Source organism: Paenibacillus agri (assembly GCF_013359945.1).
Taxonomy (GTDB): Bacteria; Bacillota; Bacilli; order Paenibacillales; family Paenibacillaceae; genus Paenibacillus_AQ; species Paenibacillus_AQ agri.
This window is the reverse complement of record NZ_JABWCS010000221.1, coordinates 180,395-197,396: the sequence shown is the minus strand read 5'-3', so window position 1 is coordinate 197,396 and position 17,002 is coordinate 180,395. Positions and strand designations below refer to the sequence as shown.

Here is a 17,002-nt window from a genome sequence, read left to right as displayed (position 1 = left end):
CTTTCCCCTTCTAGAATATTTATATTTTTCAAAAAAATCTCTTATAGATTAACTGTAGCAAACCATCAACTACAACCTTCCGCAAATCCTTCAACTCTTCCTCTAACTTCTGTATCTACCTTGAACGAACAGCCTTTGGCTCTAAAAAACACTTGCTTCATTATCATATCCTCTTCATAAGATTCATGCAGCAGTCCAACGCTCGCTTCTGCTTCTTCAATTCCTGATCTTTGACCTCAATGATCGTCTGCGTATCACTATAACGACTTCCATGCAGTTCAATTTCCCGTAATATATCCGGGTCTACATTAATAATCCGATCATACAGAGCATTGAAGAAATCAGCATCCATTAACTTGCCTCACTGCTCACATTAGATGCCGTCTTTATGCTGGTGATAGCACAATGCACTCCAATGCTGCCCTTGCTTCTTGTTCTCTCCTACCCGAAATCTCATCCGTGAACCGCACTTTTCACAATACAATAAATCTGACAACAGAAAAATATTCCTCCTTGTTTTGGGTTCAGCATTCTGTTCTTAAGCAACTGCTCCATAATGACTTCATTTCCTTCCGGCATTTTCAACTTTCCATATGTCCACATCACTTTAATCCACTCTTCTTCGGGTACAAGCTCCACCTGTCCACGCTTGGAACGTGTTTTTCCATAAGTGATGTAACCCATATGGATTTCACCTGCCAGTAAACGTTACACCATAATGTTTATCCAGCGACCAGCCCTTGTTCTTTCCATCAGGCTTAATGTTGCATGGCGTAGGTACCTTGTTATTCATCAAGCAAGGGTTAGTTCCATTCAGCTACTTTTCGACAATACCCCGATAAATCGGACGCTTCATTTCATCCACCAGCACCAACCAAAGACCACACCATTCCTTTCATTTCCCTACAAAAATCCTTATACTTGCTTGAAGAAGCCTTACAAGGGAGAATGTACAGTATGGACATAAAAAAATTGCAATACTTTATCGCAGTAGCTGAGGAACTGCATTTTAACCGTGCAGCAGAGAAGCTTAATATGACACAGCCTCCTCTAAGCCAGCAAATTCAAGCTCTGGAGAATGAGATTGGTGTGAAATTATTAGAACGGAACAAGAGGCAAGTTCGGATCACGCCAGCGGGGGCAGTTTTTCTAGAGGAAGCCAAACTAATCCTGTCTCAACTAGAGCGCTCTATTAAAAACACGCAACTAGCCGATCAAGGAATTATTGGACATTTGAAAATTGGGTTTATTGATTCTGCAGCAGGTGGAGTATTAGTTGATATGTTGAAGGTGTTTCGGGAGCGTTTCCCGCAAATCCAACTCACGTTACATGAGATAACGTCTGCTCAGCAGTGGCAGGCCTTACATGAGGGAACGATTCACATTGGATTTGTACGTTATACAGAGTCCAGCAAATATATCAACCATCGTCCTCTAGTAAATGAATCCCTTGTTGCCGTTTTGCCTGAGCAGCATCATCTTGCTCATTTACCGACGTTGTCCATTCGTTCTTTAACTTCAGAACCGTTTATATCGTTCCCACGTCATTTAGGAGCTCCTTTTCATGACCTCATTATGAGCTTTTGCGCCCAACACGATGTGTATCCGAATGTTGTACAGGAAGCCATTCAGATGTACACCATTGTAAACTTGGTAGCTGCTAATCTTGGCGTTTCCATTGTGCCCTCTTCAGTTGCTATTTTTCAGCGGAAAGGTGTCGTATTTCGTTCCTTTGAAGAAAGCACACCATCGATTCCCCTTTATGCAGCTTGGAGAACCGATTCCGATCGTGCCTCCTTATCCGCGTTACTTGAGATCATAGAGCAATTGAGTCCAGAAGTTATTAATCCTGAATAATATAATATTCAGCCCGTTTTTTCAGGATCACGTTCAACGAGTCCTTCTAGCACAGTATCGATTTGCAACATCACTTCGCTATCAAGACGAATCCCCGCAGCTTTGGCATTTTCGATTACTTGCTCAGGCTTGGATGCCCCAATAATCGCAGAGGAGACTTGTGGATTTTGCAAGACCCACGCTATAGCCAGCTGTGGAAGCGTCAACCCTACTTCACTTGCGATGGAAGAGAGATTCGAGATCGCCGCAAGTACTTCAGTCCGCAGCCACTGACCGGCCAATCTGTTCATAAATGATGATCCCGCAGCTGTCGAAGCACGTGAGCCCTCTGGCAGCGGTTGCCCTGGCATATATTTTCCTGAAAGAATTCCTTGAGCAAGTGGTGACCAGACAACCTGTCCAATACCTTCCCGCTCACAAGCTTGAACTACCTCCGTCTCCATAACACGCCATAACATCGAATATTGAGGTTGACTAGCCACCAATGGCACCTTCAATTCCCTCGCCAAAACAGCACCTTCGGCTATCTGATCCGCCGTCCATTCACTTATCCCGACATAGAGAACCTTACCTTGACGAACCAGATCTGAAAAAGCCAAAAAAGTCTCTTCAAGTGATACTGTTGCATCAAAGCGATGCGCATAATAGATATCAATGTAATCAGTCTGCAATCTGTTCAGTGAAGCGTGACACGCCTCCATAATATGTTTGCGGGAAAGACCTCTTGCATTACGCCCCGTCCCTGTAGGATGGCACACTTTGGTGCATAATTCGATATCCGCTCTGTGCACTCCTTTTAATGCTTGGCCCAGCACCACTTCAGCTTTCGTATCGGAATATACATCTGCAGTATCAAAAGTAGTGATTCCTACATCCAGTGCGGCGTGCACACAAGCATAAGCTGTATCATTATCCACTTGAGCACCATGTGTAATCCAATTGCCATAGGCAATCTCACTTAGATGTAAGCCACTCGCTCCTAATTTACGATAGTTCATTATATAACCTCCTTTAGATAACAACCTGATTGTAACAAAGGGAGATTAATACGAGAAATATCCTTTAACCTATGTTTTAATTCAAATAAAGTATTACTAATAAGCTTACACAAAACAAAAAAACGCCTTCTCAGGCGTTTAATCCAATAACTATCCTCTTCAAAAACCCTACCGTCGTCTCTCAACCAACTGCAGATTATAGCTCAAGCTTTCCAGCGTGACAGCAATTAATCCATTCATGTAGTGGTCATGCGGATGATCTAACACGATAATTTGTGGCATATGCTCATCAGGAATGACGCCCGAGCAGAGCTGATAGATTCCCTTAATATGCTCTTCTTTCGCCAGTTCTCCAGTTAGTGCTATCGTCTCGGGGTTAATAACTGCAATGAGCGACATAATCGTCGTGGCTGCCAAAGACTCAAATGTATCTTGCTGGTGCAGCCTGGCAAACTGCTCTTGACGTGAGATCCCAAAGGGCAGAAAGGATACCTCCCCCGCAAACTGGGTTGTGCCGCGATGAATATATCCGTCAATCATCATGCCCGATCCGGGAAAGTTATTCCGCGGGAAGGTCACCACTACAATGGTTTTGTCCTCTTCATAATCCTGCTTTTTATAAAAGCCATAAACCGTCAGGTTCATATCATTATCAACGGTAACCTCAATCTCATATTTCTCTTTTAAACGTGATTCTAAAGGTACATCAATTAACTCTGCAATGTCACAAACGTTAATGACCCCTTGATGGACAAGACCTGGAATCCCAATACCAAGGGCCTTAATCTCGGGATGCTTGGTGATCAGCGATTCGATTACATGCTCAATAACAGTAACGTCGGCCAGCTCTACGGCATGAAGACCAGCATCAATCTCCTCACCCGATAAGTTCGCTACCCTATAAGTTAATGAGTGTTGATCCCCTTCAGCGTTAATATATATACAGGCGATGTAGGCAAAATTGGAATTATATACGAAGCGCTTCGCTGGTCTTCCCCCGTTTGGCTGCTCCATTTCAGTTTCAATCACTTCACCTGTTTCAAGAAATTCATTTAAAATATTGCCGCAGGTAGCAACACTTAAGCCTGTAGCACTTGCAATCATAGACTTTGTGCCTTGCTTCATCATTTTTAAAGCTTGCTTGATCAGTTCCTGGTTGATTTTTTTAACGCGAATCGAATTGTTCGTGATCTGACTAATTTCACACACCTCTTTTAGCTATTATCAAAAGTGTTTTAATTAAGCATAATATAAATGAATAGACATTGAAACAATCAATAATACATATTGACCTCTATATCCTGGTCGTAATTTCCAAACCCTTTACCAAATAACGTAACTCCTCCGCAGTTTTCTGCACTTGTCGGCGAAGCTATCCGCAGCGTTACCTCTTTGCTAAAGTTGATGCCGAGCATTGATGTTGTCACATCAGATATCCGGACACCATCCATGTAAGTGCCCTCTTCCATTACAACCAGCGTCTTAAGTAGACCATATTGCGTACCATGATGCCACCAGTCGGGAGTAAATATACCAGGCTTGCTGCCAAAATCCCCCGGTGACGTCCACATTCCTACTTCGATTCCATTGATGAAAAAACTAATATCTGAAGGCCACTGTTCGTTAAAGCCCGGCGCTTCTGAACATATCTCAAGTGATATTTCCAGACGTTTGAGCAGTTGATTACTCAGCAGGAAATTGGGGATACGATACTCGATCCACCCGCTACCAAACCAGAGATGCTTCGCCTGAACATGTTCGGGATCGGCAAAATAGCGCGGATCGTCGACCATGCCGATCATTTTCAACTCGGAGGCCAGTCCGCAGGTTGGATTCACTTCAAAGGCTGCATATTGGCCAACTGGCATTGAGACGTTGTAGCTTTTCTTAGGTTGCGGCTTACTGACTCTGAATTGAAGGTTAATGGAATCCATCTGAAGTGAACACAACTTCTGCATTCCCCGCTTACCGACACTGGTCTCGCATGAGATAATCCCCGCACGCTCCATCTTCTGAATATGTTTCGTAATAATGGCGGAAGAAACGTCGATGGCCTCAGCCAATTCTCCAATATTCATCGGTCTGTCATTCAATAACTCAATGATTCTAATCCGGGTACCCGACGATAAACATTCCAGAAATGCCAAGTTACTGCTGTTCACTTCGATCGATTGCATGATGATGCCTCTCTTCTTCTAAGTCTTTTATCAATTATATAACCTAAATGTTAACCAATCAACTACTTCACCTTCAGATTGCAGAGAGAATAATGACTTGACAGATAGAAATAGCGACATTATTATGATGGAGAGTCATCATTATTTGTTAATCAATTAACTTTTAAATTAATTAAAAGGAGAATGATTATGTCAGCAAATAAGTTGCCACGCCCGGAATATCCAAGACCTCAGTTTGTTCGAGAACAGTGGATGAATTTAAATGGAGAATGGCAGTTTGAGATGGATCAAGGGTGTAGCGGAAAGGCTCGTGGTTTACAGAAGGATGATATCCAGTTGAAGCAATCGATCCTTGTACCCTTCTGCCCTGAAAGCAAACTATCCGGTATAGGCCACACTGATTTTATGAATGCTGTCTGGTACAAGCGGAGCTTCACGACACCTGAAGCATGGTTGGGCCGTAAAACGCTGCTTCATTTCGGGGCTGTCGATTACGAAACCGAGGTTTGGGTTAACGAGCAGTTTGTCGGAACACACCGCGGGGGTTACTCGTCATTCTCGTTCGATATCACAAATGCCTTGAAGCAAGGTGATAATATCATCACCGTATATGCTCAGGACGATAATAGGTCCGGTCTACAGCCCTGTGGTAAACAATCCACCGCCTATCATTCCCATGGTTGCGAATATACGCGGACAACCGGAATTTGGCAGACCGTATGGCTCGAATCCGTACCCGATACTTATATCTCTTCCTTCCGTATAACGCCTGACACTGAGAACGCTTGCATTCATTTGGAAGCCAAATTTAATGGCGCGGTGAACGGGTTGCAATTTACTTGTGAGGCTTTCTACGAGAAAAAAACAGTTGGCGCTGTATCTGTGATCTGTGGTGGTTCCTCTACTAAGTTGACGCTTCCTTTATCCGAGACTCATCTTTGGCAAGCGGGTTCACCCAACTTGTATGATTTGAATATAAAAATAGTCAGCGGTGACACGATAATCGATTCAGCCGTCTCCTATTTTGGCCTTCGTACCATCCAGCTTGATGGTATGGCTGTCCGAATTAACGGAAAATCAGTCTTTCAGCGACTTGTTCTCGACCAAGGCTTCTATCCGGAAGGTATATATACGGCTCCAACCGATGATGATTTGAAGCGTGATATTGAAATATCGCTGGGGCTTGGGTTTAATGGTGCAAGACTCCATGAGAAAATGTTCGAGCCCCGATTCTTGTATTGGGCCGATAAGCTAGGATACCTAGTCTGGGGCGAGCATGCTAACTGGGGTTTGAATATATCTACCGCCCAAGGACTATCGCAATTTCTGCCGGAATGGATTGAGGGGATTGAGCGCGACTTTAACCACCCGAGTGTGATCGGCTGGTGTCCATTCAATGAGACATGGGATTCCCGTAACGGCGCACGTCAGGATAACGAGGTACTTCGAATTGTGTACGAAACCACGAAAGCGATCGATCCAACCCGGCCGGTAATCGATACGAGCGGCAATTTCCACGTTGTGACTGATATATTTGATGTGCACGACTACGATCAGAATACGGAATCATTCCGGGCCCGTTACGCCCCTATGGCCGAGGGTGGCGAAGTGTTCAACACATTCCCCGAGCGCCAAAAGTATGAAGGACAGCCTTATTTCGTCAGCGAATACGGCGGGATCTGGTGGAATCCTGGTCAGCTGGATCAGGACTCCTGGGGCTATGGGGAGCGCCCGCAGAGTCTTGATGAATTCATAGCTCGCTACGACGGCCTCACCACCACATTGCTCGATAACCACAGCATGTTCGGTTTCTGTTACACACAGCTGTATGATGTGGAGCTGGAAGTCAACGGCTTATATACTTACGACAGAACACCCAAACTAGATCCTGAGATCATTCGCGCAATTAATACGAAAAAAGCGGCAATAGAGGAATAGCAACGGTCACAATAGAAGCTGGAGAAAGTCCATTAATGGCTTTCTCCAGCTTCTATGACGTTACCCCTCAGTTACATAACATTGGAATCACCTCGAATCTATTGTAGTATCAGGGTGGCTGTACGGTATTTAGATTATCTGAGAGACAAGCAGTTTGAGTAGGTAATGCAGTGCCTTATTTACTTGCTTGTATGGGAAATTGTAGGTATCATCATATAGATTGATCTTGGAAGCGGGAGGAAATAAACATGAACGAAAAAGAGAAAGCACGCAAAGGATTGCTATATGATAACAACAATGATCCCTTACTTATTAGAGAAAGAACATATGCTAAGGATCTCTGTCACGATTACAATCAATTACGTCCTTCTAGCATAAATGAACGTAAAGCAGTAATTAAACAATTGGTCGGAAAAGCCGGCAAGAACTTCCACATTGAGCAGCCGTTCTGGTGTGATTACGGATATAATATCGAGCTTGGTGAAAATTTCTACGCTAATCATAATTGCGTCATTTTAGATTGTGCCAAAGTAACGTTTGGAGATAATGTATTTATTGCTCCAAACTGTGGCTTTTACACCGCTGGTCATCCATTGGATGCCCAGCAACGTAACCAAGGCTTGGAATACGCCTACCCGATTACCGTTGGCAACAATGTATGGTTTGGTGGTAATGTCGTTGTTTTGCCAGGAGTGACCATCGGGGATAACTGCGTTATCGGAGCAGGCAGTGTGATCAACCGCGATATCCCATCCGGGGTGATTGCTGCGGGGAATCCATGCAAAGTGATTAGAGCCATCACTGAAGAAGATAAGACAAAATATTGGAAAAGTTAGAGCCTGTTAACCATACATATCCGCTAACACATGCTAGAGTTCCAAACATAGGATCATAAAAAAGCTCCCCTCAGCTACAGGTTATTATTTAAACCTGCCTGCTGTTAGGGGAGCTTATTATTTTTAGACGAGTTCTGTTCGATCCAGTGCACTTGGTTTAGCGGATTATGTAACGTTCTGAGCACTTCTATAAAGGAGAGGTATAACGCCCATATTGAATGTCCAGTTCCTTAAACGTCGCTTCATGCTGATTCAGAAAAAAAGTATTAACCCCTTCTGCGCCCCACCAGTTGATCCCGAGCAGGACACCGTCCGCTTTTTGGGCGGCAAACAGTACCGAGAACATGCCGGGAGATACCTCTCCCCCATCATCCACCCGCCATACGGAGTAATCGTCATCCTGAACAACCGCGGGATAGTCCATAAAGGCAAGGGATTCTCCTTCTTTCAGCACAAGACTGAACAGCATATCCTTATCCTGCCGCACAAACTGGACAACATATAGCTCGCGGTCCGGGGACAGATCGGCAATCTTCCCGATGCTCTGAATCTCCCGCTTCTTGACCGCAGCGATCGCCTTCCGCACGTCTTCACCCACTACCGGAGGGTTCGCCAAATCTTCATTGGCTGGCTTAACGTCTAGTAGAGACTTAGCGTTGAAATCTACTTCCGTGGTCAAATAATAGGTAGCATCGGGGACGGCGCTTCCTTCTTCGACTGTGAAGATGTATCCTGGCAAATGCGCAAAGTTATGCGCCATCTCCCGTCCAGTCCCCTCCTCACTGCCGGGCTGCCATTTCACGAACTTCACGGTCAGCACTTGTCCGTTGTTGCCGATAGCCCGATCCAGCAGTGATAGCGCCTTGTCCTGTCCCTCTTCCTGTGCGGTAACCAGAATCTGCTTCCCCTCCGCATCGGCAAACCCGAAATTCTCGGACAACTTCCCAGTGTCCAGAACCTCTGCCGCTTCGGCGTTCTCCGCAGTCGGGGAAGCCTCTGCCACAGGCTCCGGCGAAGCTGTCTCTGCAGCGGCTGGACTCGAGGACGCTTGCGGAGCAGCGTTCCCACCGCTCTGCGTATTCCCTGTATGATCCACAACAGAGCATCCAGCCAGTATCATAGTCAGCACAGCAGTCACGGTCATCCCCGCATATTTCTTCATTCCTGTACCTCCGCCGTTAGTGGATTAGAAAATCCCCATGCTCAAGTAACGCTCACCGGTATCCGGAGCAATACACAGCACCCGCTTGCCTGGGCCGAGCCGCCGGGCCTCCCGCAGAGCAGTCCATACTGCCGCGCCGCCGGACGGTCCGATTAGAATACCTTCTTGTGCCGCCAGTGATCTTACGATATCCAGAGCATCTTCATCCGCCACCTGCACAATTTCATCGTACACCTCAGTATTGAGAATCGCAGGAACAAAGCCAGGACTGGTGCCCACTAGCTTATGCGGACCCGGGGTTCCGCCCGACAATACCGGAGAGCCCTGTGGTTCCACCACAAGAATACGGATATCCGGGAGTTTCCGGCGCAGCACTTCCCCAGTACCGGTGATCGTTCCGCCTGTACCTGAAGTAGCTACGAACACATCCAGTCGCCCTTCCATCTGCTCCAGAATTTCCGGCGCTGTTGTGATCCGGTGAATATCGGGATTAGCCTTATTCTCAAATTGCTGTGGAATGAAGCTGTTCTCTATACTTCGGCCAAGCTCCAACGCTTTAGCGATGGCACCCGGCATACGATCCGCAGCGGGAGTCAGCACAACATCAGCACCGTAGGCTTTTAGAATATTAATACGTTCCTTGGTCATGTTGTCCGGCATAATCAGAATGGCCTTATAGCCCTTCGCGGCTGCATTCATAGCGAGCCCAATGCCTGTATTTCCGCTGGTCGGCTCAATAATTGTTCCGCCGGGCTTCAACAGCCCTTCTTGCTCTGCTTGCAAAATCAGATTGTATGCTGCCCGGTCCTTGACACTTCCGCTGGGATTGTACATTTCCAGCTTGACATAAACTTCCGCATCCCCGGGACCAGTAAGACGGTTCAGACGCACAACTGGCGTATTCCCGATCAGCTCGGTGATATTATTGACTATTTTTGGGGACATGGTGCAGCCTCCTCATTCCATTTCATTTCTTTTCCTAAACATGCTATTCCTACATTGTAACTGTGAATAAGGCTACTGTCGAATCCAAAAACATCTACGAAATGGCCTCACGACAAAAAGCCGCTCCCCTGTAAAAGCGGAAGACGGCTTGTTGCAACCGGCTGCTTAACCGGTCAAATCATGAACCTTTACGGATTTACATTAATGGTGAATGTCGAGGTGTTGTTCTTGATTGGTGTTACGGTATTCGTAATCTTCAGGTTGTTGAAGGTCACTGAACCAACTGCCGGACCTTGACCCGGCTCAGCGGATTCATTCACCCAGATACCAACGCCGGATTTTGCGTCAAACGCGTCACCGCTCTTTTTCGCACCGGAGATCGTGATGTTGTTGAAGATGGTGTCTTTTACCGGGAACTGCGGTGTATTGCCGACATAGTTCGTCTGGAACATAATGCCGTGGTATGTTGGATCAATGATATCTACATCGCTGACCCGGATTCCCTGGAACACCTTGGAGGCCGAGAATACCCAGATAGCCGGGAAGGTCTGTGCGCCCCAGAAATGTCCGCCCGCCCGCTCAATCGTAATGTTCTGGAAATTCGTGGTTGGAGAAGCTCCGAAACCATTCATCGGATATCCAAAGTCAAGCGAACTGATCGTAACTCCGGAGTATACCAGCGTATCAGCGATGTAGATGTTGCGGAACGTATTGGCATAACCGCCGTACACCGCAAGTCCAGCTGCACGCCAGGTCAGGAGTGAAGTCAGATTCTCATACACATTGTCCTTCATATCAGATCCGCCCGCATCGATGGCCGAGAACAAGGCGAAGCTGTCATCCCCGGTGGCGCGTGCTTCAATGTTGGAGACCAGATTGTTCGTACTGCCGTTAGTCATATTGATACCGTCGGCAAAAGTGTTACGGATACGGGAATTCTTGATGACCATGTAGTCCGTATTAGCACCCCAGTACATGCAGACCTGATGCTCGGTCCAGATGTTGTCGATGGTGATGTTGGCCACATTGGCGAAATCAAAGACTTTACCCGGACCGTCGATACGGGAAGTATAGTTACCGAAGTAAGCGAAATTGGCAAAAGTAGAGCCGTTCGCCGTATCAGTAGCTCTAAATCCGATATCTGTATTGCTTTGATTGGCTGGGGCCACGAAACGTGTATACCATGGTCCTGCGCCAATGATTTTTACAGGCTTGCCGTATACCTGGAACTTGTTAGAAGTCTCATACGTACCGGCAGGCAGGTAGACACCGACGAGGTTGCCGGTAGTATCCATGCGGAATTTATCCAGTGCGTTCTGCACATCCTGATGAGTAAATCCGGTAGGCACTACATATTTGGCCGGGTCAGGATTTGGAATTGGCGACACTTGCTCCAGGTTGATAAAGTCGATGGCATATTGTGACGTATTGGCAGCATCCTTTTGCAGGCGAATCTTGCTTCCCGCCGGGATGGTGCTGTCGAACATGATATTGGCTTCGTCATAGATATGACGCGGTGAACCTGCGCTTGGCGTGTTGCCCGGGTTAGTCTCCGAGCCATACAACCAGGCATACTTGGAAGTCAGATTGATCGCCTTGGTGAAGACACCGTTTACATAAATGTTAAGTGTAGCATCTGTTCCGCCACCACTCGGGGAATCCGGAATGGAGAAACGGGTCACCAGCGTGTTCGTGCTGGCTTTGGTGGTGAATTCCACGTAGCTGCCTGTGGTATTCAGGGTTACTGCTCTGCGGCCGGAAGCTTCACCGGCAAGATCGCCGACGTTGCGGTTCGGTGCAAGCTTGACGGCACCGCCGCCAATGACAGCATCCTCAGCTTCGTACATATCGTAAGGCATATTGGCACCACGGCCTACGAAGAGAGATTGATTCTGGATGTTGTTGCCCTGTTTTACAGGAAGCTCATTGGCATCAACTGCAATCTCGCTCTTGATGTTGTACTTGCCGTTGCCGGCTGTCCAAGAACCAAGACTGATTGGGGCTGTCGTTTGTCCGCTCGCAATCACGCCATTGTAAGAACCGCTCAGGGTCTTCACTACTGCATTGGTTGTGGCATCGGTAATCGTCAGGGTAACAGCATGAGCCCCTGACGCAGAAGCTGCCGTGCCCTGATTCTTGATCGTAATCGTGAAGTTTACCGTGCTGCCTGGCGATGGGTTGCTCGGCGACCAGCTGACGGAATCCGCAATCAGGTCGGAGCTGGATACTGCCGCAACTGTCAACTGCGACGGATTAGTGTAGCTGTTGTTGGATTTGTCCAGCTCAACAATGCTGTTATTCTCATCCACCTTGGCAGTTACTGCATAAGCTGCTGCATCCTTGGCTCCGATGTTCACAGAGACATTGGTGGAAGCTCCTGCAGCAATGGCTCCAACCGGGGCAGTACCGACAAGCGTCGTACCGAGGTAGAAGTTAACATTCGTGGCTCCAGACGCAGCCGTACCGATATTTTTCACAATAGCATTAAGTGTGATGGCATTCGTCTCTATCGGTGCTGCCGGAGACCAGGATATCCCGGTAATCGTCAAATCCGGATTAGGAGCTGGCGTGCCGAAGATTTGGAATTCAGCAATTTGCCCAGCACTGGAGCCGGAATTTGTCGTAATTCTGAGTTGAACTTCGCTGGCAGTAGCATTGACCGGTATGGTCACTGAATTGCCAGTGGCCGGATTAAAAGTATAGACGGTTGCCGGTACAAGACTGGAGAACGTAGTGCCGTTCTGGTCCCTTCCAAGAACCTGAATCGTTTGTGTGCGCGTAGACCAGGCCGAAGATGGATTCAATTTCAATACAACGGAGCTAAGGTTGGCATTCGCGCCCAAATTCACACTAAGCGTATTCGGATAGCTTCCGCCTGCACCTTCCCAGTAAGTATTCAGATCCCCGTCATTGGCATTGGTGGCTACGAAAGTAAATACAGAAGAGGAAGCGGTGACCGGTTTGTTCAGCGCCAGATTGGACCCTGGTCCGGTCGTCGGTGTTGGTGTTACGGTCGGCGACGGTGTTGGCGCTACTGTCGGAGACGGCGTTGGCGCTACAGTCGGTGATGGTGTTGGCGCTACTGTCGGAGACGGTGTTGGCGCTACTGTCGGAGACGGCGTTGGTGCCACTGTCGGAGACGGTGTTGGCGCTACTGTCGGAGACGGCGTTGGTGCCACTGTCGGAGACGGTGTTGGCGCTACAGTTGGGGACGGTGTTGGTGCTACAGTCGGCGCCACGCCCGGTGTGAGATTAAGGTTGTCCAGATTTACATTGCCAGTGTCCCCGGCATCATACTTATACGCAATCGTGTTAGTTCCGGCATTCAAGGCCAGTGTCTCTACCTTGGTGGACCAAGTGTCCCAGTTGGCCAGATTCGGCAAAGAAGTCTGCTTCACCTTTGTTCCGTTGACGTACACGCTGATGGTCTTGGTACCTCCGCTAGCATTGGCATAACGCAACGATGCGTCATAGCTGCCGGCTGTAGGAACGTTCACTGTGAAGGTAGTTGAGGCCCCTTGCGTCAGGTATCCATCTACAAATCCTGACCCAGTGTAACCAGTGTGATCGGTGTTCACCTTCGCACCGCCGGACAGCGCAGCCGCTTCGGCTTCATACGCTCCAGAAGGTGTTACAGTCGTACCGTAGACTTCAAATTCGGAGATTTGTGCGGCCGCCCAGCCTGTATTAGCAGTAATATTCAGTCGCACATATCTTACGCTTGCCGCTGTAAAATTGATGGTCACCGTATTGCCATTGGATGGATTAAAAGCATAGCTGCTGGAAGATGCCAGATTGCTGTAACTGGAATCGTTGCTGCTTCCCTCTACAGACAGTGTCTGATTTCTTGCCCCCCAATTGGACGGCAGCTTCAGCACAACTTGGTTGACATTGCTGGCTTCACCCAGATCCACTTTAAGCCACTGCGGAAAAGCATTGCTGCTGCTCTCCCAATACGTTCCCTGGTTACTATCATTGGCGTTGGAAGCCACATATACATCACCAACAGAGCTAGCTGTAATCGTCTTACCTTGGGCCAAATTTCCGGCTGCTGAACTCACAGACGGGAAAAAGGCTAACTGGCCTACAAATAATGCAGCAATCAGGCAGTACATCAGGACTGACCTTCCCGTTGAAGCTTTGCGACCTGTTATCATGAACAGCCAACCTCCATATTTTTTATGGTGAAGCTTGAACCCTCTGCAACCTTCTGGACTACACGCACCTTTTCGAAAAGAAACACGTCTTGGATGCCCAGACTCTAAATCTTGCAAACTTCCATTCCGTATACGCTTTCAAAACTGATCTTTAAGTCATCTACCGCCTCCTCCAGGATACTGAAATCGTAGAGAAATCCTTATGAAGCAGCATTCTTTACTAGTAGAAAGCCGATAGTGATCCTCTTAGACGCAGTATAGCCGCATCTTCGCATAAAAAAGAACGATCCCCTTGCTTGCGTAAATATGCATAACTGCAACTCAACACGCAATATAAGAAGATCGAACATCGGAGGATGACTATAAACTAACTAATAATGGTAATAATATAAGATACAGTAATCTTCCAGTCGATGGCAATTTCTATGATTTGTGTGTGGTATCTTACGATTTCGATAAAATATGCCAATAGTCTTATTCCAAAAGACTGACCCTTTTCGTGTAGAAAAAGCAAAAAGACCGCTTCTTCCGGCCGTAGCCTGATTTAAAGCGATCTCTGATAGCATTTGTGCCACTCTATTCGTACAGACTGCCGCTCGCCAGCTCAGCTAACTTTCCCTCATCCAGAATACTTAGGCGGCCATGCTTACGTTCGATGATGCCCTGTTCTATAAATTTACGAACAATCCGGTTCAGATGCCGGTAGCTGGTACCGAGCAGCTCCGCTGTTTCTGTCAACGTGGAGGTGCGAATCTCATCTACGTATCGTATCCCCTCACTGTCCGTGAGCAGAGACAGCAGATAGCTCGCGAACCGGTTCTCGACCGGATACAAGAGATTCAGCGCAGAAGTCTGTCCCAGCGTATAGAGCTTGTGGCTCAGTTCTCCGTATAGAAAACGCAGCAGCACCGCATTATGCTCCATTTCCTTCAGCAGCCGTCTCCGGCCGGCAAGCAGGATGAGGCTGTCTCCCACCGATTCCACCTGGTTCTTCACGGGATACTCCCTCAGCAGCTCTACATCCCCGATAATCGACATCGGCCGCGCGAAACGTACCAGCATTGACTTCCCGTTAGGCAGCAGCGTGTGAATCTTAAGGTTACCCTGTACCAGGATGAACAGATATTCCAGCTTATCTCCAACCGAGCAGACCGCCTCGCCATCCCCGTACAGCCGCAGCTCCATAGACTCGATCATCGGACCGCCAAAAATTTCGTCAAGACCGTTTTTTTCCGCCAGATGGCGAACAGCCTCCCGGTCATATATCATTTGCATTCGCCAATCCCTCCGATGCTTCAGTGTAATGTAGAATGCCCCGCAAAAAAAGGACATATGTCCTTTTTGGCGATTTATTTCGTCTCTGCCTTAAAATACTCTTTCAGTTCATGTTCTGCCCTGTAGCGTGATACATTAAACGACTGCCATTTTTCGCTCGACTGGCTGACTTCCCATTCCCTGCGCAAACCATTGTCCAGAATCCCATTCTGACTACGGCTGAAATCAATTAGAGTCGGAATCGCTTGCGGCGATAATGTAAACAAATAATCGGCATCCAGTTTGCCACTAGTGACATACCGTTCAATATTCTTGTTCGCGACGATTACGTCCAGGCAGATATAGTTCATCACGACGTACGATACCAGACCAAGCACGATATAACATTTTGCCAGAGAAATCTTCTTGCTTCCAATCCGCAGCGCTGCCAGGCCAAGCAGAAGACCCAGGAAAATCATAAACGCATGCACCAGAAAACGCGTGTAGGTATATCCGTATGCTTCCTCATATAACGACAGCCGGGTAAAGGCGGAATACAGCATAACACCAGAACAAGCTACCAAGATGTATAGCAGGACACGGGTGATTCTTCTCAGCAGACCTTGTCCTTCACCTGAAGGCAGAAGGCATAACATAAGCAGAATGAAATTGATTCCTGTCACCATCACTAACTCGAAAAAACCGCTCCGTGCATAGTCAGCATACGTGCTGCCCGTTGGCAGAATTCCCTCCCACGCACCGAACAAATAGGAGAACTGCACGAACACAAACAGCACGTAAACCATATTAATCGAAATGAGAATCGTTGCCATGATCACAGGATCGATTCTGAACACCGGTAGTTCCGGTGTCTCCATATTTAGCTGCTTTAGTGCAGGATTCCGGGCATTCCAGCTGTAATCCTTGGGATCAACAAAGCCCCAGACAAAGCCGAAAAAGCCAAGTCCGAACAACAGTACCCACATCACCCGTACAAAACCCTCGCCCAGAGACAAGTTACCTAAAATATTGGGAAACTCCTGCACCAGATGAAGGAAAACGCCGTCTGCAGAAGAAAGCAGCGAGACTACAACCAGCAGGATCGGACATGAAATGGTCAAACCAATCAACACCTTAATCAGAACCTGCTTACGCTCATCCTTGATTTTGCCACCCTGTTTGCTGCGCAACTGGGCAAAGGCTGTAGCCCAATGCCGAAAGTTCTGCGGGAGAAAATGTTCCAGCGTCTTGACAATCAGCTTTCCCTCGCCCCAGGAGAGTCTGTCTGCTCCCAGCATATACGTCATATGTAAAAGAATCAGAATCGGGATAACCAGCAAATTGAAGCCGAAGAAGAACATATCCTGAAACAACACATACGTTAGCGAGAGCAAACCGATGGCAGCAAGCCATAAGTAGCTGAACCATGAGAACGGACGCCTTTGCTCCCGGGCATAGTACAGTATAAAGACGTAAAACAAGGTCACAAAGATCGGATAAGATATGCCAGGTTGCGCGCCAAAGAACAGATACTGGTGAATGATAGCCAGCAAAAATGCAGCACCCAATACGACAAGAGGGCGGATCCGCCTTACTTCGTTTTCAGACATGGTAAATACCTCCAGTTTATTACTATCTAATCCTTATTTTAAATGTTAAAATAAGAAGATAAATAGAA

The 17,002-nt window shown here is 47.4% G+C and carries 14 protein-coding genes; 3 read left to right on the top strand and 11 right to left on the bottom strand.

Annotation, left to right across the window (positions count from 1 at the left end; translation table 11 throughout):
• Nucleotides 1-163: 163 nt before the first annotated feature.
• From HPT30_RS27615 to HPT30_RS27610, 3 genes are read right to left on the bottom strand one after another with little or no spacing between them, the layout of a single operon-like run.
• Nucleotides 164-352 carry a hypothetical protein gene (locus tag HPT30_RS27615; protein ID WP_175374478.1) on the bottom strand — a complete coding sequence of 63 codons (189 nt, stop codon included), beginning with the start codon at nt 350-352 and terminating at the stop codon, nt 164-166.
• A gap of 21 nt (nt 353-373) precedes the next feature.
• Nucleotides 374-457 (bottom strand): hypothetical protein, encoded by an 84-nt coding sequence (locus HPT30_RS31035; protein WP_376767076.1) that lies wholly within the window; start codon nt 455-457, stop codon nt 374-376.
• Complete coding sequence (locus HPT30_RS27610; RefSeq protein ID WP_175374477.1) at nt 454-684, bottom strand: hypothetical protein; 231 nt, start codon at nt 682-684, stop codon at nt 454-456. Before HPT30_RS27610 ends, HPT30_RS31035 begins: the two co-directional genes overlap by 4 nt.
• 273 nt (nt 685-957) lie before the next feature.
• Between HPT30_RS27610 and HPT30_RS27605 the strand changes: the two genes are divergently transcribed.
• Nucleotides 958-1,857 carry a LysR family transcriptional regulator gene (locus HPT30_RS27605; protein WP_175374476.1) on the top strand — a complete coding sequence of 300 codons (900 nt, stop codon included), beginning with the start codon at nt 958-960 and terminating at the stop codon, nt 1,855-1,857.
• A gap of 8 nt (nt 1,858-1,865) precedes the next feature.
• On the opposite strand, the gene HPT30_RS27600 is transcribed toward HPT30_RS27605, so the two are convergent.
• The 3 genes from HPT30_RS27600 to HPT30_RS27590 all read right to left on the bottom strand — a co-directional run bounded on the left by HPT30_RS27600 (nt 1,866) and on the right by HPT30_RS27590 (nt 5,032).
• Nucleotides 1,866-2,855 carry an aldo/keto reductase family protein gene (locus HPT30_RS27600; protein ID WP_175374475.1) on the bottom strand — a complete coding sequence of 330 codons (990 nt, stop codon included), beginning with the start codon at nt 2,853-2,855 and terminating at the stop codon, nt 1,866-1,868.
• Nucleotides 2,856-3,023: 168 nt separating this feature from the next.
• Nucleotides 3,024-3,983, bottom strand: a complete 960-nt coding sequence (locus HPT30_RS27595; RefSeq protein ID WP_246317488.1) for an ROK family protein — start codon at nt 3,981-3,983, stop codon at nt 3,024-3,026.
• Between the two features lie 146 nt (nt 3,984-4,129).
• A complete protein-coding gene (locus HPT30_RS27590; protein ID WP_175374474.1) occupies nt 4,130-5,032 on the bottom strand; it encodes an ArsR/SmtB family transcription factor in 903 nt (300 codons plus the stop codon).
• A 189-nt stretch (nt 5,033-5,221) separates the two neighbouring features.
• Here HPT30_RS27590 and HPT30_RS27585 point away from each other — a divergent pair, with 189 nt between their 5' ends.
• Nucleotides 5,222-6,970 carry a glycoside hydrolase family 2 protein gene (locus HPT30_RS27585; protein WP_175374473.1) on the top strand — a complete coding sequence of 583 codons (1,749 nt, stop codon included), beginning with the start codon at nt 5,222-5,224 and terminating at the stop codon, nt 6,968-6,970.
• A 248-nt stretch (nt 6,971-7,218) separates the two neighbouring features.
• Nucleotides 7,219-7,806, top strand: a complete 588-nt coding sequence (locus HPT30_RS27580) for a sugar O-acetyltransferase (protein ID WP_175374472.1) — start codon at nt 7,219-7,221, stop codon at nt 7,804-7,806.
• A gap of 187 nt (nt 7,807-7,993) precedes the next feature.
• Here the strand turns inward: HPT30_RS27580 and HPT30_RS27575 are convergent, their stop codons facing one another.
• From HPT30_RS27575 to HPT30_RS27555, 5 genes are all read right to left on the bottom strand, one after another.
• Complete coding sequence (locus HPT30_RS27575) at nt 7,994-8,968, bottom strand: hypothetical protein (RefSeq protein WP_175374471.1); 975 nt, start codon at nt 8,966-8,968, stop codon at nt 7,994-7,996.
• 24 nt (nt 8,969-8,992) lie between these two features.
• Entirely contained in the window at nt 8,993-9,913 is a 921-nt protein-coding gene (cysK, locus tag HPT30_RS27570; protein WP_175374470.1) for a cysteine synthase A, read from the bottom strand.
• 188 nt (nt 9,914-10,101) lie between these two features.
• Complete coding sequence (locus tag HPT30_RS27565) at nt 10,102-14,070, bottom strand: discoidin domain-containing protein (protein WP_175374469.1); 3,969 nt, start codon at nt 14,068-14,070, stop codon at nt 10,102-10,104.
• 576 nt (nt 14,071-14,646) lie between these two features.
• Nucleotides 14,647-15,345, bottom strand: a complete 699-nt coding sequence (locus HPT30_RS27560; RefSeq protein WP_175374468.1) for a Crp/Fnr family transcriptional regulator — start codon at nt 15,343-15,345, stop codon at nt 14,647-14,649.
• A gap of 74 nt (nt 15,346-15,419) precedes the next feature.
• On the bottom strand, nt 15,420-16,934 hold the full coding sequence (locus HPT30_RS27555; protein WP_175374467.1) for a DUF4153 domain-containing protein: 1,515 nt from the start codon (nt 16,932-16,934) through the stop codon (nt 15,420-15,422).
• Nucleotides 16,935-17,002: the final 68 nt, after the last annotated feature.

Coding starts and splice junctions, on each gene's coding strand:
- HPT30_RS27615 (WP_175374478.1), bottom strand. CDS start 352: ATGGATGCTGATTTCTTCAATGCTCTGTATGATCGGATTATTAATGTA.
- HPT30_RS31035 (WP_376767076.1), bottom strand. CDS start 457: ATGAGATTTCGGGTAGGAGAGAACAAGAAGCAAGGGCAGCATTGGAGT.
- HPT30_RS27610 (WP_175374477.1), bottom strand. CDS start 684: ATGGGTTACATCACTTATGGAAAAACACGTTCCAAGCGTGGACAGGTG.
- HPT30_RS27605 (WP_175374476.1), top strand. CDS start 958: ATGGACATAAAAAAATTGCAATACTTTATCGCAGTAGCTGAGGAACTG.
- HPT30_RS27600 (WP_175374475.1), bottom strand. CDS start 2,855: ATGAACTATCGTAAATTAGGAGCGAGTGGCTTACATCTAAGTGAGATT.
- HPT30_RS27595 (WP_246317488.1), bottom strand. CDS start 3,983: ATGATGAAGCAAGGCACAAAGTCTATGATTGCAAGTGCTACAGGCTTA.
- HPT30_RS27590 (WP_175374474.1), bottom strand. CDS start 5,032: ATGCAATCGATCGAAGTGAACAGCAGTAACTTGGCATTTCTGGAATGT.
- HPT30_RS27585 (WP_175374473.1), top strand. CDS start 5,222: ATGTCAGCAAATAAGTTGCCACGCCCGGAATATCCAAGACCTCAGTTT.
- HPT30_RS27580 (WP_175374472.1), top strand. CDS start 7,219: ATGAACGAAAAAGAGAAAGCACGCAAAGGATTGCTATATGATAACAAC.
- HPT30_RS27575 (WP_175374471.1), bottom strand. CDS start 8,968: ATGAAGAAATATGCGGGGATGACCGTGACTGCTGTGCTGACTATGATA.
- cysK (WP_175374470.1), bottom strand. CDS start 9,913: ATGTCCCCAAAAATAGTCAATAATATCACCGAGCTGATCGGGAATACG.
- HPT30_RS27565 (WP_175374469.1), bottom strand. CDS start 14,070: ATGATAACAGGTCGCAAAGCTTCAACGGGAAGGTCAGTCCTGATGTAC.
- HPT30_RS27560 (WP_175374468.1), bottom strand. CDS start 15,345: ATGCAAATGATATATGACCGGGAGGCTGTTCGCCATCTGGCGGAAAAA.
- HPT30_RS27555 (WP_175374467.1), bottom strand. CDS start 16,934: ATGTCTGAAAACGAAGTAAGGCGGATCCGCCCTCTTGTCGTATTGGGT.